Annotated in this window: 22 protein-coding genes and 1 pseudogene; 13 read left to right on the plus strand and 10 right to left on the minus strand. The window is 55.9% G+C overall.

What is annotated here, in order from left to right:
- The first annotated feature begins 139 nt into the window (after positions 1-139).
- Complete coding sequence (adeP, locus tag EDF82_RS18490) at positions 140-1,477, plus strand: adenine permease AdeP (RefSeq protein ID WP_123756981.1); 1,338 nt, start codon at positions 140-142, stop codon at positions 1,475-1,477.
- A 44-nt stretch (positions 1,478-1,521) separates the two neighbouring features.
- On the opposite strand, the gene EDF82_RS18495 is transcribed toward adeP, so the two are convergent.
- From EDF82_RS18495 to rpmH, 9 genes are all read right to left on the minus strand, one after another.
- The gene (locus EDF82_RS18495) at positions 1,522-2,088 is read right to left on the minus strand and encodes an NADPH-dependent FMN reductase (protein WP_123756982.1); all 567 of its coding nucleotides are present in this window, start codon (positions 2,086-2,088) and stop codon (positions 1,522-1,524) included.
- 37 nt (positions 2,089-2,125) lie between these two features.
- Positions 2,126-2,863, minus strand: coding sequence for a 4'-phosphopantetheinyl transferase superfamily protein (locus EDF82_RS18500; protein ID WP_123756983.1), 738 nt, complete (start codon positions 2,861-2,863; stop codon positions 2,126-2,128).
- A 156-nt stretch (positions 2,864-3,019) separates the two neighbouring features.
- Positions 3,020-3,979, minus strand: a complete 960-nt coding sequence (gene yidZ, locus EDF82_RS18505; protein ID WP_123756984.1) for an HTH-type transcriptional regulator YidZ — start codon at positions 3,977-3,979, stop codon at positions 3,020-3,022.
- Positions 3,948-5,132, minus strand: a complete 1,185-nt coding sequence (locus EDF82_RS18510) for an MFS transporter (RefSeq protein ID WP_123756985.1) — start codon at positions 5,130-5,132, stop codon at positions 3,948-3,950. The genes yidZ and EDF82_RS18510 overlap by 32 nt, the downstream gene beginning before the upstream one ends.
- A 190-nt stretch (positions 5,133-5,322) precedes the next feature.
- Positions 5,323-6,687, minus strand: a complete 1,365-nt coding sequence (gene mnmE / locus EDF82_RS18515) for a tRNA uridine-5-carboxymethylaminomethyl(34) synthesis GTPase MnmE (protein WP_123756986.1) — start codon at positions 6,685-6,687, stop codon at positions 5,323-5,325.
- Positions 6,688-6,882: 195 nt separating this feature from the next.
- Positions 6,883-8,529, minus strand: a complete 1,647-nt coding sequence (gene yidC, locus EDF82_RS18520) for a membrane protein insertase YidC (protein ID WP_123756987.1) — start codon at positions 8,527-8,529, stop codon at positions 6,883-6,885.
- 2 nt (positions 8,530-8,531) lie between these two features.
- Positions 8,532-8,789 carry a membrane protein insertion efficiency factor YidD gene (gene yidD / locus EDF82_RS18525; protein ID WP_123756988.1) on the minus strand — a complete coding sequence of 86 codons (258 nt, stop codon included), beginning with the start codon at positions 8,787-8,789 and terminating at the stop codon, positions 8,532-8,534.
- Positions 8,753-9,112 (minus strand): ribonuclease P protein component, encoded by a 360-nt coding sequence (rnpA, locus tag EDF82_RS18530; protein WP_049264554.1) that lies wholly within the window; start codon positions 9,110-9,112, stop codon positions 8,753-8,755. Before rnpA ends, yidD begins: the two co-directional genes overlap by 37 nt.
- A gap of 15 nt (positions 9,113-9,127) precedes the next feature.
- A complete protein-coding gene (gene rpmH, locus EDF82_RS18535; protein ID WP_004871828.1) occupies positions 9,128-9,268 on the minus strand; it encodes a 50S ribosomal protein L34 in 141 nt (46 codons plus the stop codon).
- 621 nt (positions 9,269-9,889) lie between these two features.
- On the opposite strand from rpmH, the gene dnaA reads away from it, so the two are divergent.
- The 4 genes from dnaA (at position 9,890) to gyrB (ending at position 16,057) form a co-directional block, all read left to right on the plus strand.
- Complete coding sequence (gene dnaA / locus EDF82_RS18540; RefSeq protein WP_123756989.1) at positions 9,890-11,296, plus strand: chromosomal replication initiator protein DnaA; 1,407 nt, start codon at positions 9,890-9,892, stop codon at positions 11,294-11,296.
- A gap of 4 nt (positions 11,297-11,300) precedes the next feature.
- Positions 11,301-12,401 (plus strand): DNA polymerase III subunit beta, encoded by a 1,101-nt coding sequence (gene dnaN, locus EDF82_RS18545; protein WP_123756990.1) that lies wholly within the window; start codon positions 11,301-11,303, stop codon positions 12,399-12,401.
- A gap of 139 nt (positions 12,402-12,540) precedes the next feature.
- Positions 12,541-13,614 carry a DNA replication/repair protein RecF gene (gene recF, locus EDF82_RS18550; protein ID WP_123756991.1) on the plus strand — a complete coding sequence of 358 codons (1,074 nt, stop codon included), beginning with the start codon at positions 12,541-12,543 and terminating at the stop codon, positions 13,612-13,614.
- Between the two features lie 28 nt (positions 13,615-13,642).
- Entirely contained in the window at positions 13,643-16,057 is a 2,415-nt protein-coding gene (gene gyrB, locus EDF82_RS18555; protein ID WP_123756992.1) for a DNA topoisomerase (ATP-hydrolyzing) subunit B, read from the plus strand.
- Between the two features lie 33 nt (positions 16,058-16,090).
- Here gyrB and EDF82_RS18560 read toward each other — a convergent pair.
- Positions 16,091-17,028: pseudogene (locus EDF82_RS18560) on the minus strand (LysR substrate-binding domain-containing protein).
- 109 nt (positions 17,029-17,137) lie between these two features.
- On the opposite strand from EDF82_RS18560, the gene EDF82_RS18565 reads away from it, so the two are divergent.
- From EDF82_RS18565 to EDF82_RS18600, 8 genes are all read left to right on the plus strand, one after another.
- Positions 17,138-18,163 carry an NAD(P)-dependent alcohol dehydrogenase gene (locus tag EDF82_RS18565; protein ID WP_123756994.1) on the plus strand — a complete coding sequence of 342 codons (1,026 nt, stop codon included), beginning with the start codon at positions 17,138-17,140 and terminating at the stop codon, positions 18,161-18,163.
- A 114-nt stretch (positions 18,164-18,277) separates the two neighbouring features.
- Positions 18,278-19,090 carry a sugar-phosphatase gene (gene yidA / locus EDF82_RS18570; protein WP_123756995.1) on the plus strand — a complete coding sequence of 271 codons (813 nt, stop codon included), beginning with the start codon at positions 18,278-18,280 and terminating at the stop codon, positions 19,088-19,090.
- A gap of 278 nt (positions 19,091-19,368) precedes the next feature.
- Positions 19,369-20,499, plus strand: coding sequence for a BamA/TamA family outer membrane protein (locus tag EDF82_RS18575; RefSeq protein WP_187043067.1), 1,131 nt, complete (start codon positions 19,369-19,371; stop codon positions 20,497-20,499).
- A 234-nt stretch (positions 20,500-20,733) separates the two neighbouring features.
- The gene (gene dgoR / locus EDF82_RS18580) at positions 20,734-21,423 is read left to right on the plus strand and encodes a D-galactonate utilization transcriptional regulator DgoR (protein WP_123756996.1); all 690 of its coding nucleotides are present in this window, start codon (positions 20,734-20,736) and stop codon (positions 21,421-21,423) included.
- Entirely contained in the window at positions 21,420-22,319 is a 900-nt protein-coding gene (locus EDF82_RS18585) for a 2-dehydro-3-deoxygalactonokinase (RefSeq protein WP_123756997.1), read from the plus strand. Before dgoR ends, EDF82_RS18585 begins: the two co-directional genes overlap by 4 nt.
- A 26-nt stretch (positions 22,320-22,345) precedes the next feature.
- Complete coding sequence (locus tag EDF82_RS18590; RefSeq protein WP_123756998.1) at positions 22,346-22,963, plus strand: 2-dehydro-3-deoxy-6-phosphogalactonate aldolase; 618 nt, start codon at positions 22,346-22,348, stop codon at positions 22,961-22,963.
- Positions 22,960-24,108: a galactonate dehydratase gene (gene dgoD, locus EDF82_RS18595; RefSeq protein ID WP_123756999.1), complete on the plus strand. Its 1,149-nt coding sequence runs from the start codon at positions 22,960-22,962 to the stop codon at positions 24,106-24,108. The genes EDF82_RS18590 and dgoD overlap by 4 nt, the downstream gene beginning before the upstream one ends.
- Positions 24,109-24,288: 180 nt before the next feature.
- Positions 24,289-25,626 (plus strand): MFS transporter, encoded by a 1,338-nt coding sequence (locus EDF82_RS18600; protein ID WP_123757374.1) that lies wholly within the window; start codon positions 24,289-24,291, stop codon positions 25,624-25,626.
- The last annotated feature ends 34 nt before the right edge of the window (positions 25,627-25,660 follow it).

A 25,660-nucleotide genomic window follows, 5' to 3' on the forward strand; every position in this document is an offset into this window, starting at 1 on the left:
CGTAATGCGTATTGGTGCCACGCAATCGTTGCCGTATAAGCAAATTCAATGAAAAAAAGTTACCATACAACTGCACCTGGTGTCGCATTTTGGTATAGGATAGCGACGAATTTTCCCTCCTTAAGTTCGGAAACCGATAATGAGTCAACAACAAACCAGCCAGTCTTCTGGCCAGGGTCTGCTGGAGCGCGTGTTCAAACTACGTGAACACGGCACGACGGCACGTACCGAAGCGATAGCAGGTTTCACCACCTTTTTGACAATGGTCTACATTGTTTTCGTTAACCCACAAATTCTTGGCGTGGCGGGTATGGATACCAGCGCCGTGTTTGTGACGACCTGTCTGATCGCCGCCTTCGGTAGTATTCTGATGGGGCTGTTTGCTAACCTGCCGGTCGCGCTGGCGCCAGCAATGGGTCTGAACGCATTCTTTGCCTTTGTCGTCGTACAGGCCATGGGCCTGCCGTGGCAGGTGGGCATGGGGGCTATCTTCTGGGGCGCCGTGGGCCTGCTGCTGCTGACCATTTTCCGCGTCCGTTACTGGATGATTGCCAATATTCCGGTCAGCCTGCGTGTGGGGATCACCAGCGGTATCGGGTTGTTCATCGGCATGATGGGGCTGAAAAACGCCGGCGTGATTGTGGCCAACAAAGATACGCTGGTCAGCATCGGTAACCTGACCTCTCACAGCGTGCTGCTGGGGATCCTCGGCTTCTTTATTATTGCCATCCTGGCCTCCCGCAATATTCATGCGGCGGTCCTGGTCTCTATCGTCGTCACGACGCTGTTAGGCTGGATGCTGGGTGATGTGCACTACACCGGGATTGTGTCCGCGCCGCCGAGCATCACCTCGGTGATTGGTCATGTGGATTTAGCCGGTTCGTTTAACCTCGGCCTGGCAGGCATCATCTTCTCCTTCATGCTGGTTAACCTGTTCGACTCCTCCGGTACCCTGATCGGCGTGACCGACAAAGCCGGTCTTGCCGATGAGAAAGGTAAGTTCCCGCGTATGAAGCAGGCGCTGTTTGTCGACAGTATCTCATCGGTGGCAGGTTCCTTTATCGGTACCTCTTCGGTGACGGCCTATATCGAATCCTCTTCCGGCGTCTCCGTGGGCGGGCGTACCGGCCTGACGGCAGTGGTTGTCGGGCTCCTGTTCCTGCTGGTGATTTTCCTGTCACCGCTGGCGGGAATGGTGCCGGCCTATGCAGCTGCGGGTGCACTGATTTACGTGGGTGTGCTGATGACATCCAGCCTGGCGCGCGTGAAGTGGGACGATCTGACGGAAGCGGTACCGGCGTTTATTACCGCGGTGATGATGCCGTTTAGCTTCTCGATTACCGAAGGGATTGCGTTAGGTTTTATCTCTTACTGCGTGATGAAGATTGGTACCGGTCGCCTGCGCGATCTCAGCCCATGCGTGATTATCGTGTCACTGCTGTTTGTGCTGAAAATTGTGTTTATCGACGCCCATTAATGTGTCGCACGACACCCTCTCCCCGCAGGGAGAGGGTGATTTACTTACGCTTTCACACGCTGAATATACTCACCAAAGGCGCTCAGCTGTCCGCTCAGATGATCGAGCGTGCTCTGATCGACCACCTCGCCCGACTGCGGGTCAACTTTGTTCTGAATCACGCCGCCCATAAACTCCGGTTTGTTCATCACCATTGCGTCGAGGAACACCAGAATCTGGCGCAGGTGATACTGGCAGCGCGCGCCGCCGATAGCCCCCATCGAACTGGTTTGGATCAGCACCGGCTTGCCGGATAGCGGCTGCTCAGGCAGACGCGACAGCCAGTCAATCGCATTCTTCAGGCCGCCCGGCACCGAATAGTTGTACTCCGGCGTCACGATAACAACGCCGTCAGCTTCACGAATCTGCTGCGCAATATCCTGCACGCTTTGCGGGAATCCCTCTTCCTGCTGAAAATCCGCGTCATAAAGCGGGATGTCGCCAATGGATGGCAGCGCGGAGATCGCCATGTTCGCCGGCGCGATCCCTGGCAGGGTGCGGGCGACCATGCCATTAAAAGACCCTTTGCGCAGACTTCCGAGTAACGTAACAACTTTCAACGTATCAGACATGATTGCTCCTTTGCATCATGATGGCCGGACTGACCGGTCAGTTGAGGGAGAGTGCTTTTTCTACGGGGAGGCTGGTAAAACGCATCAACCGGGCGGCGGACTCTTTTGCCCGCATCTGGGCGTCCGGCAGATTACGCCAGCCTTCCTGATGATGATATTCCCAGACTTTGAGCTGGCCGATGGCGGGGGTGGCGGCAATGGACCACACCAGCACCGTTTCTGCATCGCAGAGGGCCTCTACAGGCTGTATGTTGGTGGTTCGCAGGCGACCCGCGCCGGGCAGTAGCTGCAGGCGCACCGGGTCTTCACCGGTCAGCTTCAGCGCGCTCCGACGCAGCGCTACCAGCTGGGCGCGTGCTTCATCGGGATCGTGCTGGATGTTAATCCACAAGTTCTCATTGCTGTTGAATACATAGCGGTTAGGGTCGTGCAGCGGATGGATCCCGCGCGAGGCGTGCTGGAGTTCCATATCCAGCCCACAGTCGCCTTCGGTGGTCAGCGCGACGCCGACAATATTCCCGGCATAAGAGATGGAAAAGCGCGGCAGATTGGGATCGGAAAAGACCGGTCGGCCATTGTCGTCGGTGATGATATCGGGCAGCTCGCTAATGCCATACAGCATAAACAGCAGCTCGGCGAGCAGTGAACGTGATGCGCGGTAGCGGCTCTGCCGATACTCGGGCAGGCGCTGGGCTGATTGATAGCAGGCCGCTGACAGTCGTGTCGATAGCGGCTCCCTGGTGCTGAGTATCCCTCTTGCAAAATGCGTTGCCATTCGTCGCTCCGTGATTAATGGTCATTGGAAAATTCTGAGGTCTATTATCACCTGGTATTAATAGGTTTTAATGCGGAATTCCCCCCTTGAAAAGGGTATTTATGCGAACTTTACAATTTCTTGCGCAGGCAGGAGAGGAAGAGCAACAAAATCGGCTTATAACGGGCCCTGATAGAGCTGTTTGAGGGTCTCTCTGAGCCAGACGATCTTCGGGTTGTTGCTATTGCGTTTATGCCACAGCAGGGTGAACGGCACGCGCGTTTTTTCCAGGAGCTGAGGCTCCAGCGGCAGCGGGCGCGACACCAGCGGGAGGTGGTGCTGACGGTTGTAGTGATGGCAATAGCGCGGCGCGGTGGCCAGCATGGTGTGATGTGGCTGGGCCGCCATAAACAGCGACTGCTCAAAGCCCGGCAAGGTTAACGCGACGGTCCGTTTGTGCCCCATATCGTGCAGAATGTCATCCAGCGCCCAGGTATCGCTCTGCTCCCAGCTGATATTGATATGCGGGTAGCGCAAAAAGGTCTCCAGATTCCACTCCTCGGCGAGGGCCGGGTGATCTTCACGTAGCCAGACCTGAGGCAGGTCGGTAAACAGGACGTCAAAATCGATATACCACGGTAGTTGGCTTAACTGCTCCCGTGAGCGGGGATGCGTTTCCCGCCCGCAAAAGCCGATGTCGACCTCGCCGCGAATAATCGCGTCCAGCGAGTCGTAATCCCAGTTACGCAGGCGGATCAGCGCCTGGGGATAGCGCTGATAGATCTGCTGCGACAGGGTGTTAAACAGGATCATCAGCAGCGGTGATTCCGCCGCCAGTTCGAACTTCAGGCCGCTTGGCGTGGCATGATGAGGCTTATCGAGGATCTGGTGACCGATCTGCATCCAGTCCGCCAGATCCTGCTCCATGCTGGACATCAATGGCGTCGGTGACAGGCCGAGCGGGGTTTTGACAAACAAGGGATCGTCAAACCATGCGCGCAGCTTGGCTAACGATTTGCTCACCGCCGACGGCGAAACGTTCATCCGTTTCGCCGTGCGGGTCACGCTATGCTCCTGCGTCAGAAGCTGCAGGCAGAGTAATAAATTAAGATCGAGACTCGACAGGGGCTTCTTCATAGTGTTGCGCGACCCGTGCTGGGGAGGTGGCCAGAATCAGTACAAGGCTCACTATGCTACAGCCAATGAGTATCCCGATCAGCATATTCATTGCACTCAGCCCCACAATCGCCGCCAGCCAAATCCACAACGACGAACCGCAGACCTGAGCAATCCCCAGGACGGAGCTGGCTACGCCCGCCCGCAGGGTAAATGGCCCCAGCGCCTGGCTCATGGCCACGCCAAACCCCACCGAGAAGCCGGCGCAAATCAGCGCCAGGCCCAGCAGGGTGACGGTCTGGCTGGTGGCGAGGCTGAGCAAGACACCGGCAAGCAGGAACATCACCTGCGAGGTCAGCATCAGGGTGCGGGGTTTAAATATCGTGAGGGCGAAGGGAGTGGAGAACGACACCATCATGCTCACCAGCGCCATTAAGGCCATCGCCATTGAATATTGCCCGCGATCGAACCCCATCTCTTCCATCATCAATACCGGCGAGACATTCACGTAGGTGAGGATCGCCGTAACGCTGAGGGTGGTAATGGCGATGCGGCTGAGGAAAAAGCGGTTCAGCAGTGATTCAGCAACCGTATCCTGCCCGGCGGTCGCCAGCGAAGGCGCTGCCGGTCGCGTTTCCCGCAGGAGAAAGACCGAGAGCAGGCCGACCATCACCCCCATGCCGGTCATGGTATAGAACAGGCTTTGCCACGGGTACTTCAGCATAATCAGGTGGCCCAGTACCGGCGCCAGAACCGGGATAATGCAGGTGATGCCGTTCAACAGCGACAGGACTTTCGCACGGCGGCGATCGTCGAGGGTATCGCGCAGGACGGCGAAAGCGACCACGTAGCAGCTTCCGGCACCGATGCCCTGCATAAAGCGCCCAACCAGAAAGAGGTCGCTGGTATGCGCATGTGCGCAGAGCACGGAGGCGAGAATAAACACCGACGAGCCGAACAGCGCGACCGGTTTACGCCCGGATTTATCGGCAATTCTGCCGGCAAACAGCATCGCGGCGGCCATACCGGCCAGATAGACCGAGAACGCGATATGCAGCTGCGCTTCGCTGGCACCGAGATCCTGCGCAATCCGCGGCAGCCCCACCAGATACATATCGATGCCGGATGGATAGAGCAAAACCAGCGCAAAACTACAGATCAGAAAGCGTGCCATAAGACCCCCGGGAAAATAGTGGGGTACAGAGTAATGGCTATTGCATGGCAGCACGAGTTGCCATTTGGACAACAATGATTTCCTGAGAGGAAAAACCCTTCTGCAGCTCGCAGGGTGAGAGGGCGCTAAAACGGAAAAACCCGCGTTAACAATGTGTTAACGCGGGTTAGTCAAGACTCACTTACTGCGCTTATTTACCGATACAGAAGCTGGAGAAAATCCGTCCCAGCAGATCATCGGAGGTAAATTCGCCGGTGATTTCGCTTAACGCCTGCTGGGCGAGGCGCAGCTCTTCCGCCAGCAGCTCGCCGGCCCACGCGCCAAGCAGCTGGGCTTTACCCTGCTGCAGATGGTTGGCCGCGTCGGATAGCGCCTGCAGGTGGCGACGACGGGCAAGGAAGCCGCCTTCCATATTGGTTTCAAAGCCCATGCTCTGCTTAAGATGATTGCGCAGAACATCCACGCCTTCACCGGTGCGCGCCGACAGACGGATCAGTGAGTGGCCATTCACTTCACTGAGGCCCAGCGTTTCGCCAGTGACGTCGGCTTTGTTGCGCACCACCGTAATCGGCAGTTTCGCCGGCAAGCGTTCGATAAAGTCCGGCCAGATTTCCGCCGGATCGATGGCGCTGGTGGTGGTGCCATCGACCATAAATAGTACCCGGTCGGCCTGCTCGATCTCCTGCCAGGCGCGCTCAATACCGATGCGCTCAACTTCATCGCTGGCATCACGCAGGCCGGCAGTATCGATGATATGCAGCGGCATACCGTCAATATGGATATGCTCGCGCAGGACGTCACGGGTGGTTCCGGCGATGTCGGTGACAATCGCTGCTTCACGCCCGGCCAGCGCGTTCAGCAGGCTCGATTTCCCGGCGTTCGGGCGACCGGCAATGACCACTTTCATCCCTTCACGCAGCAGGCTGCCCTGGCGCGCTTCAGCGCGAACGGCATCGAGATCGGCGATCACGCCGTTGAGCTGGGCTTCGATTTTCCCGTCGGAGAGGAAGTCTATCTCCTCATCCGGGAAGTCTATGGCCGCTTCCACGTAGATGCGCAGGTGAGTGAGTGCTTCCACAAGATGGTTTACACGCGTGGAGAATGCGCCCTGCAGGGAGTTCAGCGCGGAACGTGCCGCCTGCTCGGAGCTGGCGTCAATCAGGTCAGCAATCGCTTCAGCCTGGGCTAAATCGAGCTTGTCGTTCAAAAACGCGCGCTCGGAGAACTCGCCGGGGTTGGCAATGCGTAAACCTGGCAGGGTCAGAATGCGTTTGAGCAGCAGGTCGAGAATGACCGGGCCACCGTGGCCCTGGAGCTCCAGCACATCTTCACCGGTAAAGGAGTTCGGGCCGGGGAACCATAGCGCAATCCCCTGATCCAGCGGCGTACCGTCGGCATCTTTAAAAGGCAGATAATCGGCATAGCGCGGCTTTGGCAGTTTGCCCAGCACCGCCTGTGCCACGTCGCGTGCCTTCAGGCCAGAGATACGCAGAATGCCCACACCACCGCGTCCCGGTGGGGTTGCCTGGGCGACGATCGTGTCGTTATGGCTCATGATGACTCTCTATGTAAATGTAAAAAAGGCGGTCTATTGACCGCCTTCTCTGGCATTAACTACTACCGTAGATACTCAAAATAATTCAAGCTGCGGGAAAGCGGCAGGTTAGCGAGGCCCCAGGAGCTTACTGAAGTAAGTGACTGGGGCGAACTAACGAAGCCAATGCATCAGCGGCTTGAAGAATGAAGAGTATTAGCTCTTTTTCTTCTCGCGGCTATGCAGCCCACGTTTCTCCAGACCACGATAAATCAGCTGCTGCTGAATAATGGTGACCAGGTTGCTGACGATATAGTAAACCACCAGACCAGACGGGAACCACAGGAAGAACACCGTGAAGATGACCGGCATAAAGGTCATGATCTTCTGCTGCATCGGGTCGGTCACGGTGGTCGGCGACATCTTCTGAATGAAGAACATCGTGGCGCCCATGATGATCGGCAGGATGTAGTACGGGTCTTGTGCAGACAGGTCGTGGATCCACAGGATAAACGGCGCATGACGCAGTTCAACCGAGGCGCTCAGCATGTAGTACAGCGCAAGGAAGATTGGCATCTGGATAATCAGCGGGAAGCAGCCACCCAGCGGGTTAACCTTCTCAGCTTTATACAGCGCCATCATTTCCTGACTTTGACGCTGTTTATCATCACCAAGACGCTCACGCATTGCCTGAATTTTCGGCTGCAGCATACGCATCTTCGCCATGGAGGTGTACTGCGCTTTGGTCAGCGGGTACATGATGCCACGAACGATAAAGGTAATAACGATGATCGAGAAGCCCCAGTTGCCCAGGAAGCTATGGATCCATTTCAGCAGCTTGAACAGCGGCTGAGAGATGAACCACAACCAGCCGTAGTCAACGGTCAGATCCAGGTGCGGCGCAACGGCTGCCATTTTATCCTGAATTGCCGGGCCAACCCACAGTACGCTTTGCAGCTTGTCGGTCTGTCCTGGCTGAACCAGTACCGGCTGAGATTTATAGCCGATAGCGACAACACCGTTGCCAAGGTTCGAGGTGTAGAAGTTATTCGTACCGTTATTTTCCGGAACCCATGCTGTCGTAAAGTACTGCTGCAGCATGGCAACCCAACCGTTTTTGGTGTTGGTGTTCAGGTTCTCGTTATCGATGATGGTATCGAATTTATATTTTTCGTACTTCGACTCAGAAGTGGAATACGCGGCGCCACGGAAAGTGTGCATGGTGGACAGGCCACCGGTTTGCGTATCACGGCTGGTCGGCAGTGCTGCCGTTTGTTTCAGCTGACCGAACGTCGAAACTTCCAGCGGTTTTTCACTGGTGTTCTGTACGTTATAGCTCACGTTCACCGCATAATCACCGCGTTTCAGGGTGAAGGTTTTGGTGAATACGTTGCCAGCTTTATCGGTATAGGTCAGCGGAACGACGATTTCGTTCTGGCCTTCGGCCAGTACAAACGCATCTTTATCGACGTTATACAGCGGACGTGGGCCGTTAGCCGGGTTATCCGGGCCATCACGACCGGTTAAGCCGCTCTGTGCCTGATAGATAAACTGTGGCGTGGTTTCCAGTAACTGGAACGGTTCGTCTGACTTCAGTGCTTTCGGGTAAGTCGGAAGCAGAGATTGCTCAATATCACCACCACGGGTGTTGATAGTCAGCTCCAGCACGTCAGTTTTAACCGTAATCAGTTTCCCTTGGCCACTGGCCGGTACGCCCTGGTCTGCGGCGCTACCCGCTGCTGTGGTCGTAGTCTGCGTGGTCTGCTGCTGGGCTTGAGGATTGTTATCCTGCTCCCAGGCTTGCCAGATCATGAAAGACACGAACAACAAAGCGATGATAAGAAGATTGCGTTGCGAATCCATCGTTAGTGTTCTCTGGTATCAAATGGTCCAGGCGGGACGGGGTCGTCACCACCAGGGTGTAAAGGGTGGCATTTTAATACGCGTTTCACTGTCAACCAACTGCCTTTTATCATTCCAAACCTGCGCAAGGCCTCAATTCCGTACTGAGAACAGGTAGGCGTGAAACGACAATGCGGCCCGAGTAGCGGACTAATCAGGCGCTGATAGACCCGGATAAGGCCTATCAGGACCCTGGAGCCAGGCGACAATGGCGGCGCCATAATTTTTCCAACGCTTCCGAGAGAGCACGGTTATCGAGGTCAGCAACCCCTTTTTTTGCCACCACCACGAAATCCATAGGCGGGAGTTCATGTTGACGCAAACGAAAGCTTTCACGCGTCAGACGTTTAATCCGATTGCGTTCATGCGCGCGCTTGACGTTTTTCTTGGCGACGGTAAGACCGATGCGGGGATGCCCCAGCGAATTCAGGCGGCCGAGGATGGTGATTTGCGGCGTGCCAGCCCGTTGTGGCTGCTGGAAGACGAAAGTGAAATGACTGGGAGTTAACAAACGTAACTCCCTGGGAAATGCGAGCTTAACCACGCAGGGTTAGCTTTATTACTTGGAAACGGTCAGACGAGCACGGCTTTTAGCACGACGACGTGCCAGAACCTGACGACCATTTTTAGTAGCCATACGTGCACGGAAGCCGTGAGAACGGTTGCGCTTCAGTACAGACGGTTGAAAAGTGCGTTTCATGGCGGTTTCTACCTAAACTTGAATAAATTCACTGACTTTTGCGTATACCCGAACGAACTTCGAACGACTTACGCCTCAGCGATGGTGATTAAAGAGGCCGGATTGTAATAATTGTACACTCCGGAGTCAATTCTCTTTCCTTATTTCTCGCACGTTGTCGCACAAAAAATGACCGGCGACAGTCGACGGAAAACGGGCATTACGCGCCGGGTGGAGGATTATACGGCCTGACGGGTAAAGCGCAAGGATCGTAAAGGATCTTTGTTAGATCGTTTAGACCCAAAACCGACTTAGCTCATTAAATTTTCCGATATGTGGCTGAAATCGTCCCCCACTCTGCGCTGGATCGATTACACTTACCCGGCTTTGATCCTTCCTGTGGATAAATCGGGAAGAATCTGTTGAGAAACAGAAGATCTCTTTCTCAGTTTAGGCTATGATCCCCGGTCCTGATCGCGATCTACCGATCCGCATCGGATAAATACCGCAGATAGCGGTTCGCGCGTCACCCCTTTTGTGCAGGGGCTTTTCGGCCAATGCAGGGTCTTGTCGACGTGTGCCAACAATCACGATTGTTTCTTTTTTTCTTTATATCGATTTTATGTTCGAGTGGAGTCCGCCGTGTCACTTTCGCTTTGGCAGCAGTGTCTTGCCCGATTGCAGGATGAGTTACCAGCCACAGAATTCAGTATGTGGATACGCCCGTTGCAGGCGGAATTGAGCGATAACACGCTGGCACTGTATGCGCCAAACCGTTTTGTGCTCGATTGGGTAAGGGATAAATACCTCAATAATATCAATGGACTCCTCAATGATTTTTGCGGTGCTGATGCCCCACAGCTGCGATTTGAAGTCGGCACACGTCCGGCGGTACAGGCGCAAAGAGGCGCGGTAACGAGCAACGTTGCGGCCACCGTACCGGCGGCACAGGTGCAGACGGCGCGCGTGGCGCCAACCATCGTGCGTCCAGGCTGGGATAACGTCCCGGCACCGGCGGAACCGACCTACCGCTCTAACGTTAACGTCAAACATACCTTTGATAACTTTGTTGAAGGTAAGTCGAACCAGCTGGCCCGTGCCGCAGCACGTCAGGTCGCGGATAATCCTGGCGGCGCCTATAACCCTTTATTCCTTTATGGTGGTACCGGTCTGGGTAAAACCCACCTGTTGCACGCGGTCGGTAACGGCATCGTCGCGCGCAAACCGAACGCCAAAGTGGTTTATATGCACTCCGAGCGTTTTGTTCAGGACATGGTTAAAGCCTTGCAGAACAACGCCATTGAAGAGTTCAAACGCTACTACCGCTCCGTAGACGCCCTGCTGATCGATGATATTCAGTTCTTTGCTAATAAAGAACGTTCTCAGGAAGAGTTCTTCCACACCTTTAATGCCCTGCTGGAAGGTAATCAGCAGATCATTCTGACGTCGGATCGTTATCCAAAAGAGATCAATGGTGTTGAGGATCGTCTGAAATCCCGCTTCGGTTGGGGCCTGACGGTGGCGATCGAGCCGCCTGAGCTGGAAACCCGCGTAGCGATCCTGATGAAAAAGGCCGACGAAAACGACATTCGTCTGCCGGGTGAAGTCGCCTTCTTTATTGCCAAGCGTTTACGTTCAAACGTGCGTGAGCTGGAAGGGGCACTGAACCGCGTTATCGCCAACGCCAACTTTACCGGACGGGCGATCACCATCGATTTCGTGCGCGAAGCGCTGCGCGATCTGCTGGCTCTGCAGGAAAAACTTGTCACTATCGACAATATTCAAAAGACGGTGGCGGAGTACTACAAGATTAAGGTAGCGGATTTGCTGTCTAAACGCCGCTCCCGTTCGGTGGCGCGACCACGCCAGATGGCGATGGCGCTGGCGAAAGAGCTGACCAACCACAGCCTGCCGGAAATCGGCGATGCGTTTGGCGGCCGCGACCATACCACCGTGCTGCATGCATGCCGTAAGATTGAGCAGTTGCGTGAAGAAAGCCATGATATCAAAGAAGATTTTTCCAATTTAATCAGAACATTATCCTCGTGACGCTATGAAATTTACCGTAGAACGTGAACATTTATTAAAACCGCTGCAACAGGTGAGCGGTCCCTTAGGTGGCCGTCCGACGCTGCCCATTCTCGGTAACCTGCTGCTTCAGGTTTCGGATGGCGCCTTGTCGCTGACCGGCACGGACCTTGAAATGGAAATGGTGGCGCGCGTTGCACTGATTCAGCCGCATGATGCGGGTGCAACCACCGTTCCGGCACGTAAATTTTTTGATATCTGCCGCGGTCTGCCCGAAGGCGCGGAGATTGCGGTACAGCTGGAGGGCGACCGGATGCTGGTGCGCTCCGGGCGCAGCCGTTTCTCTCTGTCGACCCTGCCCGCAGCGGATTTCCCGAACCTTGATGACTGGCAGAGCGAAGTTGAATTTACCCTGCCGCAGGCGACCATGAAGCGTCTGATTGAAGCCACGCAGTTTTCGATGGCGCATCAGGATGTTCGCTACTACTTAAACGGCATGCTGTTTGAAACCGAAGGTGACGAACTGCGTACCGTTGCCACTGACGGACACCGCCTGGCGGTCTGTTCAATGCCGCTGGGCGAATCGTTGCCGAACCATTCGGTGATCGTGCCGCGTAAAGGGGTGATTGAGCTGATGCGCATGCTGGATGGCGGCGATACGCCGCTGCGCGTGCAGATTGGCAGCAATAATATTCGCGCCCACGTCGGTGATTTTATCTTCACTTCGAAGCTGGTTGATGGTCGTTTCCCGGATTATCGCCGCGTATTGCCGAAAAACCCGGACAAGCATCTCGATGCCGGCTGCGATATTCTGAAGCAGGCTTTTGCCCGCGCGGCGATCCTCTCGAACGAGAAATTCCGCGGCGTTCGTCTGTATGTCAGTGAAAACCAGCTGAAAATCACCGCCAATAACCCGGAACAGGAAGAAGCAGAAGAAATTCTTGATGTTTCTTACTCCGGCAGCGAAATGGAAATCGGCTTTAACGTCAGCTACGTGCTGGATGTGCTGAATGCGCTGAAGTGCGAAAACGTCCGTATTCTGCTGACCGACTCCGTTTCAAGCGTCCAGATTGAAGATGCAGCCAGTCAGAGCGCGGCTTACGTTGTCATGCCAATGCGTTTATAGAAAAGTATCGGGCTATCTTACTTGTTATTCTGGCTCCGGGCAGTGCTCGCAATCCTCACGTACTTCAGTACGCTCCGGTTGCTGTGCGCTGGCCGTAACCAGACTAACGGCGACGATAACGCCCTGGTTATGAGCTGATATGTCGCTTTCCCGACTTCTAATCAAAGACTTCCGCAATATTGAAAATGCGGATCTCGCTCTATCCCCTGGCTTTAACTTCCTGGTGGGTGCCAACGGCAGCGGTAAAACCAGCGTGCTGGAAGCTATCTATACGCTTGGCCACGGCCGGGCGTTTCGCAGTTTGCAGATTGGCCGGGTGATCCGTCACGAACAAGAGTCGTTTATTCTGCACGGACGTCTGCAGGGCGGCGAGCGTGAAGTCTCCATCGGCCTGACCAAAGATAAGCAGGGCGACAGCAAGGTGCGGATTGACGGCACCGATGGCCACAAGGTGGCGGAGCTGGCGCACCTGATGCCGATGCAGCTGATTACGCCTGAAGGGTTTACTTTACTCAACGGCGGCCCCAAATACAGAAGAGCCTTCCTTGACTGGGGATGCTTTCACAATGAAGCCGGGTTCTTTACCGCCTGGAGCAACCTCAAGCGCCTGCTGAAGCAGCGCAATGCCGCGTTGCGCCAGGTCAGTCGCTATGCTCAGATACGGCCCTGGGATCAGGAACTTATTCCGCTGGCGGAACAAATCAGCCGTTGGCGTGCCGAATATAGCGCCGCTATCGTCGAAGACATGGCGGATACCTGTAAGCAGTTTTTACCTGAATTCTCTCTGGCCTTCTCCTTCCAGCGCGGCTGGGAGAAAGAAACGGATTACTCCGAAGTGCTGGAGCGGAATTTCGAGCGTGACCGCATGCTGACCTACACCGCCCACGGCCCGCACAAAGCGGATTTCCGCATTCGTGCCGATGGCGCGCCGGTCGAAGATACCTTGTCACGTGGGCAGCTTAAACTCCTGATGTGCGCGCTACGACTGGCGCAGGGAGAGTTTCTAACCCGCGAAAGCGGAAGACGCTGTCTGTATCTGATAGATGATTTTGCCTCGGAACTGGACGACGCACGGCGCGGTCTGCTTGCCAGCCGCTTAAAAGCCACGCAGTCGCAGGTTTTCGTCAGCGCCATCAGCGCTGAACACGTAATGGACATGTCGGACAAAAATTCGAAGATGTTCACCGTGGAAAAGGGTAAAATAACGGATTAACCTAAGTTTAAATGAGCGAGAAACGTTGATGTCGAATTCTTATGACTCCTCCAGTATCAAAGTCCTGAAAGGGCTGGATGCGGTGCGTAAGCGCCCGGGTATGTATATCGGCGACACGGATGACGGCACCGGTCTGCACCACATGGTATTCGAGGTTGTGGATAACGCTATCGACGAAGCGCTCGCAGGTTACTGTAAAGATATCGTTGTCACCATCCATAGCGATAACTCCGTCTCCGTACAGGATGACGGACGCGGTATTCCGACCGGTATTCACCCGGAAGAGGGCGTATCGGCGGCAGAAGTCATCATGACCGTCCTGCACGCAGGCGGTAAATTCGATGATAACTCTTATAAAGTTTCCGGCGGCCTGCACGGCGTAGGCGTTTCCGTGGTTAACGCCCTGTCGCAGAAGCTGGAGCTGGTTATTCAGCGCGACAATAAAGTTCACCGTCAGATCTATGCGCACGGTGTGCCGCAGGCTCCGCTGGCAGTGACCGGTGAGACCGAAAAAACCGGCACCATGGTACGTTTCTGGCCAAGCTATGAAACCTTCACCAACGTTGTCGAGTTCGAATACGAGATCCTGGCAAAACGTCTGCGCGAGCTGTCGTTCCTGAACTCCGGGGTTTCTATCCGCCTGCGCGACAAGCGTGACGGTAAAGAAGACCATTTCCACTACGAAGGCGGCATCAAGGCGTTCGTTGAGTATCTCAATAAGAACAAAACGCCGATCCACCCGAATATCTTCTACTTCTCCACCGAAAAAGACGGTATTGGCGTCGAAGTGGCGCTGCAGTGGAACGACGGCTTCCAGGAAAACATCTACTGCTTCACCAACAACATCCCGCAGCGCGATGGCGGTACTCACCTTGCGGGCTTCCGCGCGGCGATGACCCGTACCCTGAACGCCTATATGGATAAAGAAGGCTACAGCAAAAAAGCCAAAGTCAGCGCCACCGGCGACGATGCGCGTGAAGGCCTGATTGCCGTTGTCTCCGTGAAGGTACCGGATCCGAAATTCTCCTCGCAGACCAAAGACAAACTGGTCTCCTCCGAGGTGAAAACCGCGGTTGAACAGCAGATGAATGAACTGCTGAACGAATACCTGCTGGAAAATCCGTCTGACGCGAAAATCGTGGTAGGCAAAATTATCGATGCGGCTCGCGCTCGTGAAGCCGCGCGTCGTGCACGTGAAATGACCCGTCGTAAAGGCGCGCTGGACCTGGCAGGCCTGCCGGGCAAACTGGCTGACTGTCAGGAACGTGACCCGGCGCTGTCCGAACTGTACCTCGTGGAAGGGGACTCCGCGGGCGGCTCTGCTAAGCAGGGTCGTAACCGTAAGAACCAGGCGATTCTGCCGCTGAAGGGTAAAATCCTCAACGTTGAGAAAGCCCGTTTCGACAAGATGCTCTCTTCTCAGGAAGTGGCGACGCTGATCACCGCCCTGGGCTGTGGTATCGGCCGTGACGAATACAACCCGGATAAGCTGCGCTATCACAGCATCATTATCATGACCGATGCGGACGTCGATGGCTCGCACATCCGTACGCTGCTGCTGACCTTCTTCTACCGTCAGATGCCGGAAATTGTTGAGCGTGGCCATGTCTACATTGCTCAGCCGCCGCTGTACAAAGTGAAGAAAGGCAAGCAGGAACAGTACATCAAAGACGACGAAGCGATGGACCAGTACCAGATTTCTATCGCTCTGGATGGCGCGACCCTGCACACCAACGCCAGCGCGCCAGCACTGGCCGGCGAAGCGTTAGAAAAACTGGTAGCCGAATTCAACGGCACGCAGAAAATGATTGTTCGCATGGAGCGTCGCTTCCCGAAATCACTGCTGAAAGAGCTGATTTACCAGCCAACGCTGAACGAAGCCGACCTCTCTGATGAGCAGATCGTGACCCGTTGGGTGAACGCGCTGGTGAGCGATCTGAATGAAAAAGAGCAGCACGGTAGCCAGTGGAAGTTCGATATTCACGAAAATACCGAACTGCAGCTGTTCGAACCGATTATCCGCGTGCGTACTCACGGCGTAGACACCGACTATCCGTTGGATCACGAGTTTGTCACCGGCGGCGAATATCGTCGTATCTGTGCCCTGGGTGAGAAACTGCGCGGTCTGATCGAAGACGACGCGTTTATCGAACGTGGCGAGCGCCGTCAGCCGGTTGCCAGCTTTGAGCAGGCGCTGGAGTGGCTGGTTAAAGAGTCCCGCCGCGGCCTGTCTATCCAGCGCTATAAAGGTCTGGGCGAGATGAACCCGGATCAGCTGTGGGAAACCACCATGGATCCGGACAGCCGTCGCATGCTGCGCGTGACCGTGAAGGATGCGATTGCCGCCGACCAGCTGTTCACCACCCTGATGGGTGATGCCGTTGAACCACGTCGTGCCTTTATCGAAGAGAACGCCCTGAAAGCGGCGAATATCGATATTTAATCGTTGCGATAGGGTCATACTCAGGCCGCGCGTTCAGCGCGGCTTTTTTATGGGCGCGGGTCAGGATCCAGCGACATCACTGCCGGCAAGCGACTCACCAGCCTGTCGATGGCTATTCTCACCCTCAGGGGCAAATGTGCCGTTTGTTGCCAGACGGCATGAACGGGGAAGCGCACATCAGCTGCCTGCTTGAACAGCGGGACGAGTTTTCCATTTTGCAGGTCCTGGCGCACCATCCAGCAGGGCAACCATGCTATGCCGTGTCCGGCCAGCGCGGCGTCGCAGATCGCCTGTAAATCATCCATATTCAGTGATGACCGGGGCACGATTGTGTGCGGCGTTCCTTCGTTATCCGCAAGTTGCCAGGGCAAAACCCGACCGGCGCGCAGATAGTTGATGGCCGAATGCTGATGTAAATCGGCAATGGTGTGTGGCTGGCCGTGATTCATCAGATAATCCGGCGCGGCGCACAGCACCATTCTGTGTTCCCCCAGCCTTCTGGCGGCCAGCACGGTGCTGTCTGCCAGTGCGCCATTGCGCACCGCCATATCAAACCCTTCCTCGATGAGATCCACCACCCGGTCGCTGAATGACATTTCCAGCTCAAGCCCCGGATGTTCCTGTGCCAGCTCAATTAACAGCGGCGCGATGCACTGACGACCAAACAGCATGGGCATCGCGACACGCAGGCGGCCACGCACCTGCTGTTTCCCGGTTTCCAGCAGCGATTCGGCACCACGAATCTCCTCCAGCGCGCGCAGGCAGTGCTCATAAAACAGTGCGCCGCTATCCGTCAGGCTCTGGCTGCGTGTTGTGCGTTGAAACAGACGCACCTCCAGCCGCTCTTCAAGCCGGGCGATGCTCTTGCCCACCGCCGAACGAGATAAGTGCAGACGAATTGCCGCCTGCGCAAAACTTCCCGCCTCAACGGCGGCCACGAAAACGGGAATATCCTTCAGCGTATCGGTCATAGATTGTATCGATTTTGGCGTCAATGATGGGAAAAGTTATCGCCACTGGCGACGGTTAGTCAACGCTAAACTGTCGCTACTGAAGCCTTTTGATGGCAGGAGAAAAACGATGACAGAGACAATGCAACGCTGGTCAATGAACGCCCTTGGGCGCGAGAATCTCAGACTCATTCAGGAGCCGGTTCCCCGGCCTGGCCCCGGTGAAGTGCGCGTGCGCGTGAACGCCGTCGCGCTCAACTATCGCGATAAAATGGTCATTGAAGGCACTATGCCGATTTCACTTTCCTTCCCCTTTACGCCAGCGTCGGATATGGCGGGCGTGGTGGAGAGTACGGGGGCGGGCGTCACGCGTTTTAAATCCGGCGATCGCGTTATCTCGACCTTCTTCCCTGAGTGGATCGACGGCAAGCCGGTCGCGGACGCACGCCACCTGCCCTATAAAACGCTTGGGGGTTACTTCCAGGGCATGCTGGCTGAATACGTGATTGTGAATGAAAACGGGCTGGTGGCTGCCCCGCAAATGCTGGATGACGCTGAGGCCAGCACCTTACCTTGCGCAGGGCTTACCGCCTGGTTCGCGCTGGTGGAACGCGGGAATTTACGCGCCGGCCAGTCGGTGCTGGTGCAAGGCACCGGAGGGGTTGCGATATTCGCTCTGCAAATTGCAAAAGCGCAGGGGGCAGAGGTTTTTGTCACCTCCGGCAGCGATGAAAAGCTGGCGCAGGCCAAAAAGCTCGGCGCCGATCACGGCATTAACCGACTCAAAGGCGACTGGGCAGAAGAGATATATCAGCTGACCGACGATCGCGGTATCGACCATATTATCGAAACCGTCGGCGGGGAGAACCTGAGGCATTCCCTGCGAGCCGTTGCCGTTCATGGTCGCATATCGGTGATTGGCGTTCTGGGCGGGAGTGAAATCTCGCTGCCAGCCAGCGAGCTGTTGCTGAAATCGCCGGTTATTCAGGGAATTGGGGTTGGGCACCGCCGCGCGCTGGAAGATTTCGTCCGCGCCGTTGAGGTGACCGGGTTGAAACCGGTGATCGAGCAGCGCTACCGCTTTAACCAGCTTGAACAGGCGCTTGAACATCTCGATCGTGGGGCGTTTGGTAAAATCGTCCTCACCCGCGAGTGAGCCAGGTTCCCCAGGACGGGCGTAAAAGGGGTGTTTTTGCTGCGCAATGTAGCTCTATTTTTGCGAGCTTAATCGCGTTAGCATGAGGTAGCACTCATTTATCCTGGGGATCTCATGGCTATCAAACTTATTGCAATCGATATGGACGGCACGCTGCTGCTGCCTGACCATACCATCTCTCCTGCAGTGAAAGCGGCGATTGCCGCAGCACGCGCACGCGGCGTCAATGTGGTACTGACCACCGGGCGCCCGTATGCCGGAGTTCACAGCTATCTGAAAGAACTGCAGATGGAACAGCCGGGAGACTACTGCATCACCTACAACGGTGCGCTGGTACAGAAAGCGAGCGACGGCAGCACCGTGGCGCAAACGGCGCTGAGCTATGACGACTACCGCTATCTCGAGCAGCTCTCCCGTGACGTGGGGTCGCATTTTCATGCCCTTGACCGCAATACGCTGTACACCGCCAACCGCGATGTCAGCTACTACACGGTGCATGAATCCTATGTCGCGACGATCCCGCTGGTCTTCTGCGAAGCCGAAAATATGGACTCGAACATCCAGCTGCTGAAGGTGATGATGATCGATGAGCCGGCGATCCTCGACCAGGCTATTGCCCGCATCCCGGCGGAAGTGAAAGAGAAATATACCGTGCTGAAAAGCGCGCCATACTTCCTCGAAATCCTCGATAAACGCGTCAATAAAGGGACCGGCGTGAAATCGCTGGCCGACGCGCTGAATATCAAGCAGGACGAGATCATGGCGATTGGCGATCAGGAAAATGACATTGCGATGATTGAGTTCGCTGGCGTCGGCGTGGCGATGGACAACGCCATCCCAACGGTGAAAGAAGCTGCAAACTTTATTACTAAATCGAACCTGGAAGATGGCGTGGCCTGGGCGATTGAGAAGTACGTATTATCCTGACCGAACTTTCAGGCCCGGCAGCTCCGGGCCTGAAAACCCGCCGATGGTGCGTAAAATGAATCACTTAGGTCCTTTTTTTGCACTGAAAGGGGGAAATCCGCACTTATCCCTTCCCTTGATGACGACGAATTCTATAAGCTTTCCTGTTTAACGTTCGACGACCCCATTTCTGCTCCGAAAGAGTCAGGCTGGATGCCAGCTATACTCAAATTCGACTCTATCTTGCTTTACTGGCCGTCACCATTTTTTATCTCTGGAGAGCATCGTTGTTGAGCACGCTGCGTAGCGTCATTCTGTGTTGCATTACATGCTCGTTTATCGGGCAGGTTCAGGCGCAGGCCCTTAACCGGGAGCAGATTGACGACTGGCTAAAACGGCTGGGCGCCAGCGACAAATTTGATGCCTCCAAAGGTATCGACTGGGGCGTGATGCCTGGTCCGTTTTATACGCCGGAATTAGGCCTCGGGATCGGAACCGCGGTGGTCGGTATGTACCGGCCTGACCCCAATGACACCCTCAGTCAAAACTCGACCTTAACGCTCAGCGGCTATGCCAGCTCTACCGGCGCCTTCGGCGTCAGCGTCAAGAATTACGCCTTTTTTGCTGACGATCGCTGGCGTATTTTTCTTGAAGGCTCGCTGGCCAATACGCCCACCTACTACTGGGGTCAGGGCTTCGCCGCCGCCGATAATGACGGCGACAAAGAGAAATATACCGCTCAGGTGCTGACGCTGCGCCCCACGGTCTATCGCCAGCTGGTGGACAACGTATATCTTGGGGTTGGCTGGTCGCTGGCGGCCCAGAATGCCGACGAAATGGACCGGGAAGATCTGCCGAAAATAGAAAGTACCCCTCAGGGGCCGTCGGTCTTCAGTTCTGGCGTCAGCATTGATTTAACCTGGGACGACCGCGATTTTGTCCCCAACCCGCGTCAGGGCCAGTACGCCGATCTGCGGTATACCCACTACGCGCCGGGCCTCGGGAGCGACACCCGATTTGACGAATTCCATCTGCACTACAGCCGCTACACCGCGCTCAGCGACAAAAGCGTGCTGGCCTGGGAGGCCGACGGGGTCTTTACCCAGGGCGATGTGCCGTGGAGCATGCTCCCGCTGCTGGGCAGCGATGAACGTATGCGCGGCTACTATCAGGGGCGCTATCGCGATAAAAACGTATTCAGCTCGCAGCTGGAGTATCGCCGTCAGCTAACCTGGCGCCACGGCATTGTTGCCTGGGTGGGCGCCGGAACGATGGGGCCGTCCGTCGATACGCTTAATGATGGCCGCTGGCTACCGACGGCGGGCGTTGGCTATCGTTTTGAATTTAAACCTAAGGTGAATATCCGCCTCGACTATGGCATTGGCAAAGGCAGCAGCGGCTTTTACTTCCAGGTCGGCGAGGCCTTCTGACCGCCATTTCCCACCAATCTTCTGACGTCCCCCTCCGACAGCGCTCTCCGATGCGCTGTTTTTTTATCTTATCAATTGTTCTTTTTGTGATCTAAATTGTAGTACAACATAATCAATTGGTACTACTATCTGTCGCATCAGATAAATAAAGGTGTCATGTTTGTACTGCAAAGGTGAGGCGAAAACCGCCAGTCAGAGTAAAGTAAGGCGACGTCATCTCTTAAAGGACATGCCATGAACCTGACCAAAACCGACCGCATCATCATGACGCTGGGCCGCCAGATTGTTGGGGGCAAATACGTTCCCGGTTCCGCGCTGCCGGCAGAGGCCGAGCTGTGTGAAGAGTTTGAAACCTCGCGCAACATCATTCGCGAAGTGTTTCGTTCTTTGATGGCGAAACGGCTGATTGAAATGAAACGCTATCGCGGGGCGTTTGTCGCGCCGCGTAACCACTGGAATTACCTGGATACCGAAGTCCTGCAGTGGGTACTGGAACACGATTATGACCCGCGCCTGATTGGCGCCATGAGCGAAGTACGAAACCTGGTGGAGCCGGCCATCGCTCGTTGGGCGGCGGAGCGGGCAACTTCCAGCGATCTGGCGCAAATAGAAGAAGCGCTTAACGACATGATCGCCAATAACCAGGACCGTGATGCGTTTAACGAAGCCGATATTCGTTATCACGAGGCGGTACTGCAATCGGTCCATAACCCGGTGCTCCAGCAACTGACGGTAGCCATCAGCTCATTACAGCGAGCGGTGTTTGAACGGACCTGGATGGGCGATGAGGGCAATATGCCGAAAACGCTCCAGGAACATAAGGCGCTGTTTGATGCCATCCGGCATCAGGATAGCGAAGCGGCAGAGCAGGCGGCGCTCACCATGATCGCCAGCTCAACACGAAGGCTGAAGGAAATCACATGATATCTCGCTACATCGCAATAGACTGGGGTTCGACCAATCTGCGCGCCTGGCTTTATCAGGGCGAAAAATGCCTGGAAAGCAGGCAATCAGAAGCAGGCGTCACCCGCCTGAATGGCAAATCCCCGGCCGCGGTGTTGAGTGAGATAACCGAAAACTGGCGCGAAGGCGCCACTCCGGTAGTGATGGCGGGAATGGTCGGCAGTAATGTCGGCTGGAAGGTTGCGCCCTACCTGCCGGTTCCCGTTCATTTCTCGGCAATTGGCCAACAGTTAACCGCTGTTGGCGACAATATCTGGATTATTCCCGGGCTGTGCGTCTCTGAAGATAACAACCACAACGTCATGCGTGGCGAAGAGACCCAGCTGCTCGGGGCCCAGGCGCTTGCCCCTTCTTCTGTCTATGTGATGCCCGGCACCCACTGCAAATGGGTGCAGGCCGACCGCCAGCAAATCCACCATTTCCGCACCGTGATGACCGGTGAACTGCATCACCTGCTGTTGAGCCACTCGCTGATTGGCGCCGGGCTGCCGCCGCAAGTTGCGGCACCGGAAGCATTTCACGCCGGACTCGAACGCGGGCTGGCCTCGCCTGACCTGCTGGCCCGGCTGTTTGAAGTGCGGGCGGCGCATGTCCTGGGGGCGCTCCCGCGTGAACAGGTGAGCGAGTTTCTCTCCGGGCTGCTGATTGGCGCGGAAGTCGCCACCCTCAGCGAGCGCTTTGCCGGGCAGCAGGCGATAACGCTGGTTGCCGGATCGACGCTGACCGCCCGCTACGCTCAGGCGTTTCATGCCATGGGGCGCGATGTCGCCACCATTGACGGCGATACGGCCTTTCAGGCGGGCATACGCTTCCTGATCCAGTCCGCCCCGGTGCTGGCGACCCGCTCAGCGGAATGATTTTGTGTAACTAAGGAGCATCGTATATGCAGTGGCAAACTAAGCTTCCGCTGATCGCAATTCTGCGCGGCGTAACGCCGGAAGAGGCATTGGCGCACGTTGGCGCGGTGATCGACGCCGGGTTCGACGCCGTTGAGATCCCGCTGAATTCCCCCCGCTGGCAGCAGAGCATTCCGGCCATTGTCGAGGCCTACGGTTCGCGGGCGCTGATTGGCGCAGGCACCGTGCTCCAGCCGGAGCAGGTTGATGAACTGGCAAAAATGGGCTGCCGGCTGATCGTGACGCCGAACATTCAGGCCGAGGTGATTCGCCGCGCGGTGGGTTACGGCATGACCGTCTGCCCGGGCTGCGCGACGGCGACGGAAGCATTTACCGCCCTGGATGCCGGCGCGCAGGCGTTAAAAGTGTTCCCTTCATCCGCCTTTGGCCCGGAGTACATCAAGGCGCTGAAAGCCGTGTTACCGCCGGAGGTTCCGGTGTTCGCCGTGGGCGGCGTGACGCCAGAGAATCTGGCGCAATGGATGAAGGCCGGCTGTGTCGGCGCCGGGCTGGGCAGCGATCTGTATCGTGCCGGGCAGTCCGTCGAACGGACCGTACAGCAGGCAACAGCATTTGTTAAAGCGTATCGAGAGGCAGTGCAATGAAAATAACCAAAATCACCACGTACCGTTTACCTCCGCGTTGGATGTTCCTGAAAATCGAAACCGATGAAGGCGTGGTCGGCTGGGGCGAACCGGTCATTGAAGGGCGCGCGCGTACCGTTGAAGCGGCGGTCCACGAGCTGAGCGACTATCTCATTGGTCAGGACCCGGCGCGAATTAACGACCTGTGGCAGGTGATGTACCGCGGCGGATTTTATCGTGGCGGCCCGATTCTGATGAGCGCAATTGCCGGGATCGATCAGGCATTGTGGGATATCAAAGGCAAGGTGTTGAACGCCCCGGTGTGGCAGCTGATGGGCGGCCTGGTGCGCGATAAAATCAAAGCCTACAGCTGGGTAGGGGGCGATCGTCCTGCAGAAGTCATTGACGGTATTAAAAAGCTGCGCGGCATCGGCTTTGATACGTTCAAATTAAACGGCTGCGAAGAGATGGGCGTAATCGATAATTCTCGCGCGGTCGATGCTGCGGTCAATACCGTCGCACAAATTCGCGAAGCTTTCGGCAGCGATATTGAGTTTGGCCTCGATTTTCATGGCCGCGTCAGTGCGCCAATGGCCAAAGTCTTAATTAAAGAGCTGGAACCCTATCGTCCGTTATTTATTGAAGAGCCGGTACTGGCGGAGCAGGCAGAATATTATCCGAAGCTGGCAGCACAAACCCATATTCCAATTGCGGCCGGTGAACGGATGTTCTCGCGATTCGAATTTAAACGGGTGCTGGAAGCCGGCGGCCTGGCGATTTTACAGCCGGACCTGTCGCACGCCGGCGGTATTACCGAGTGCTATAAAATTGCCGGAATGGCGGAAGCCTACGATGTGGCGCTGGCACCACACTGTCCGTTGGGACCGATCGCTCTGGCGGCCTGCCTGCACATCGATTTCGTCTCTCGTAATGCGGTCCTCCAGGAGCAGAGTATGGGCATTCACTACAACAAGGGCGCGGAACTGCTCGACTTTGTAAAAAATAAAGAGGACTTCAACATGGAAGGCGGCTTCTTTAAACCGCTCATGAAACCAGGGCTTGGCGTGGAGATCGATGAAGCGCGGGTGATTGAGCTAAGTGAAAATGCGCCGGACTGGCGTAATCCTTTGTGGCGGCATGCGGATGGTTCTGTCGCGGAATGGTAAATGCGCGTCATATTTCGCACTGGTGATGCGTTGGCTGCGTTTTCTTACCCCAGTCACATACTTTAGTATGCTCCAGGGGATGCGAAAAACTTGCCGCCTTTCCCCGGCACGAACTATTTAGCGCATTGCAGTCAGGTTATTAATAAAAATTTTAAACACACCCTCTGTAAACTACAGGGCATGGTGAGCGGCTTCGCTATGCCCAAAATCTGGAGACAGATTACGATGGATATTTCAGTTACCGCTGTAAAACCCGGGCGTCGCCGCTATTTGACGCTGATTATGATCTTTATTACCGTCGTTATTTGCTATGTCGACCGCGCCAATCTGGCGGTGGCATCCGTCCATATTCAGGAAGAATTTGGCATCACCAAAGCGCAAATGGGTTATGTATTCTCGGCCTTTGCCTGGCTGTATACGCTCTGCCAGATCCCAGGCGGCTGGTTCCTTGACCGCGTGGGTTCGCGTCTGACCTACTTTATCGCCATTATGGGCTGGTCGGTGGCGACGTTATTCCAGGGCTTTGCCACCGGTCTGATGTCGCTGATTGGCCTGCGGGCGATTACCGGGATTTTTGAAGCGCCGGCCTTCCCGACCAATAACCGCATGGTCACCAGCTGGTTCCCGGAACATGAACGCGCCTCTGCCGTTGGCTTTTACACCTCCGGGCAGTTTGTCGGGCTGGCGTTCCTCACTCCGCTGCTGATCTGGATTCAGGAGATGCTGAGCTGGCACTGGGTATTTATCGTGACCGGCGGCATCGGCATTATCTGGTCGCTGATCTGGTTTAAGGTCTATCAGCCGCCGCGTCAGACCAAAAATATCAGCAAAGCTGAGCTGGATTACATCCGTGATGGCGGTGGCCTGGTGGATGGCGATGCGCCGGTGAATAAAGCATCCCGCCAGCCGTTAACCAAAGCGGACTGGAAGCTGGTCTTCCACCGTAAGCTGGTAGGAGTTTATATCGGGCAGTTCGCGGTGGCGTCCACGCTGTGGTTCTTCCTGACCTGGTTCCCGAACTACCTGACGCAGGAAAAAGGCATCACCGCGCTGAAAGCCGGTTTCATGACCACGGTGCCGTTCCTGGCCGCCTTTGTTGGCGTGCTGCTCTCAGGATGGCTGGCGGACCGGCTGGTGAAAAAAGGCTTCTCGCTGGGCGTGGCGCGTAAAACGCCGATTATCTGCGGCCTGCTGATCTCGACCTGCATTATGGGCGCGAACTACACCAATGACCCGGTGTGGATCATGGTGCTGATGGCGCTGGCATTCTTCGGTAACGGTTTTGCGTCGATTACCTGGTCGCTGGTTTCGTCCCTGGCCCCGATGCGCCTGATTGGCCTGACCGGTGGGGTATTTAACTTTATTGGTGGCCTCGGCGGCATCACCGTGCCGCTGGTGATCGGTTACCTGGCACAGGATTACGGTTTTGCCCCGGCGCTGACCTACATCGCGGTGATTGCCCTGATCGGCGCGCTTTCCTACATCCTGCTGGTGGGCGATGTTAAACGTGTAGGCTAAGTCTTCCCGATGCAATACCCTGATGCGATGGTTG

The sequence above is a fragment of the Klebsiella sp. BIGb0399 genome (genome assembly GCF_003752615.1).
Taxonomy (GTDB): Bacteria; Pseudomonadota; Gammaproteobacteria; order Enterobacterales; family Enterobacteriaceae; genus Klebsiella; species Klebsiella lignicola.

What these genes read in the sequence shown, in the direction of transcription:
- EDF82_RS18495 (WP_123756982.1), bottom strand. Translation starts at nt 2,088, where the DNA reads ATGTCTGATACGTTGAAAGTTGTTACGTTACTCGGAAGTCTGCGCAAA.
- recF (WP_123756991.1), top strand. Translation starts at nt 12,541, where the DNA reads ATGTCGCTTTCCCGACTTCTAATCAAAGACTTCCGCAATATTGAAAAT.
- mnmE (WP_123756986.1), bottom strand. Translation starts at nt 6,687, where the DNA reads ATGAGCCATAACGACACGATCGTCGCCCAGGCAACCCCACCGGGACGC.
- EDF82_RS18510 (WP_123756985.1), bottom strand. Translation starts at nt 5,132, where the DNA reads ATGGCACGCTTTCTGATCTGTAGTTTTGCGCTGGTTTTGCTCTATCCA.
- yidA (WP_123756995.1), top strand. Translation starts at nt 18,278, where the DNA reads ATGGCTATCAAACTTATTGCAATCGATATGGACGGCACGCTGCTGCTG.
- yidZ (WP_123756984.1), bottom strand. Translation starts at nt 3,979, where the DNA reads ATGAAGAAGCCCCTGTCGAGTCTCGATCTTAATTTATTACTCTGCCTG.
- EDF82_RS18500 (WP_123756983.1), bottom strand. Translation starts at nt 2,863, where the DNA reads ATGGCAACGCATTTTGCAAGAGGGATACTCAGCACCAGGGAGCCGCTA.
- yidC (WP_123756987.1), bottom strand. Translation starts at nt 8,529, where the DNA reads ATGGATTCGCAACGCAATCTTCTTATCATCGCTTTGTTGTTCGTGTCT.
- EDF82_RS18585 (WP_123756997.1), top strand. Translation starts at nt 21,420, where the DNA reads ATGATATCTCGCTACATCGCAATAGACTGGGGTTCGACCAATCTGCGC.
- adeP (WP_123756981.1), top strand. Translation starts at nt 140, where the DNA reads ATGAGTCAACAACAAACCAGCCAGTCTTCTGGCCAGGGTCTGCTGGAG.
- dgoR (WP_123756996.1), top strand. Translation starts at nt 20,734, where the DNA reads ATGAACCTGACCAAAACCGACCGCATCATCATGACGCTGGGCCGCCAG.
- EDF82_RS18600 (WP_123757374.1), top strand. Translation starts at nt 24,289, where the DNA reads ATGGTGAGCGGCTTCGCTATGCCCAAAATCTGGAGACAGATTACGATG.
- dnaN (WP_123756990.1), top strand. Translation starts at nt 11,301, where the DNA reads ATGAAATTTACCGTAGAACGTGAACATTTATTAAAACCGCTGCAACAG.
- EDF82_RS18590 (WP_123756998.1), top strand. Translation starts at nt 22,346, where the DNA reads ATGCAGTGGCAAACTAAGCTTCCGCTGATCGCAATTCTGCGCGGCGTA.
- rpmH (WP_004871828.1), bottom strand. Translation starts at nt 9,268, where the DNA reads ATGAAACGCACTTTTCAACCGTCTGTACTGAAGCGCAACCGTTCTCAC.
- yidD (WP_123756988.1), bottom strand. Translation starts at nt 8,789, where the DNA reads ATGGCGCCGCCATTGTCGCCTGGCTCCAGGGTCCTGATAGGCCTTATC.
- gyrB (WP_123756992.1), top strand. Translation starts at nt 13,643, where the DNA reads ATGTCGAATTCTTATGACTCCTCCAGTATCAAAGTCCTGAAAGGGCTG.
- EDF82_RS18565 (WP_123756994.1), top strand. Translation starts at nt 17,138, where the DNA reads ATGACAGAGACAATGCAACGCTGGTCAATGAACGCCCTTGGGCGCGAG.
- dgoD (WP_123756999.1), top strand. Translation starts at nt 22,960, where the DNA reads ATGAAAATAACCAAAATCACCACGTACCGTTTACCTCCGCGTTGGATG.